The 546-nt window shown below is 52.0% G+C and carries 1 protein-coding gene; it reads right to left on the bottom strand.

The genetic code is table 11. From position 1 onward, the window contains the following. A partial coding sequence (locus tag ACTQ33_RS17135) for an IS256 family transposase (protein ID WP_441465694.1) occupies positions 1–546 on the bottom strand: 546 nt, incomplete at both ends.

The raw sequence follows: 546 nt of genomic DNA, 5'->3' as shown, positions 1-546 counted from the left end.
TGTAATGTCCATCATGGCCAGATACAGCATTTTCAGCAGGCTGTCATCGGTGGGAAAGACGGACTTGGCCTTGGTCACCTTGCGCAGCTGGCGGTTGAAACCTTCGATGGCGTTGGTGGTGTAGATCAGTCTGCGAACCTCCTGGGGGTACTTGAAATAGGTGCTGAGATTGGCCCAATTGGACCGCCAGGACTGGGAGATTTTCGGGTATTTCTTGTCCCAGCGCTCCCCAAAGGTGTCCAAAGCATCCAGGGCTGCCTGCTCATCCACGGCGGCATAGACTGCCTTCAGATCGGCCATAAGGGGTTTCAGGTCCTTGTAGGACACATACTTGCTGGAATTGCGCAGCTGGTGGATAATGCAGTTCTGAATCTCAGTCTGTGGGAAGGTAGCGTGGATAGCCGCATCAAATCCCGTCAAATTGTCTGTACAGGTAATGAAAATATCCTCTACACCACGGTTTTTTAGGCTGTTAAGTACAGTTGCCCAGAACTTGGCACTCTCATTTTCGCCAACCCACATTCCCAGGACCTCTTTCCGGCCATC

This window comes from Candidatus Avoscillospira sp. LCP25S3_F1 (genome assembly GCF_052117125.1).
Classification (GTDB): domain Bacteria; phylum Bacillota; class Clostridia; order Oscillospirales; family Oscillospiraceae; genus Avoscillospira_A.
This window is presented reverse-complemented; position numbering and strand designations above follow the sequence as displayed.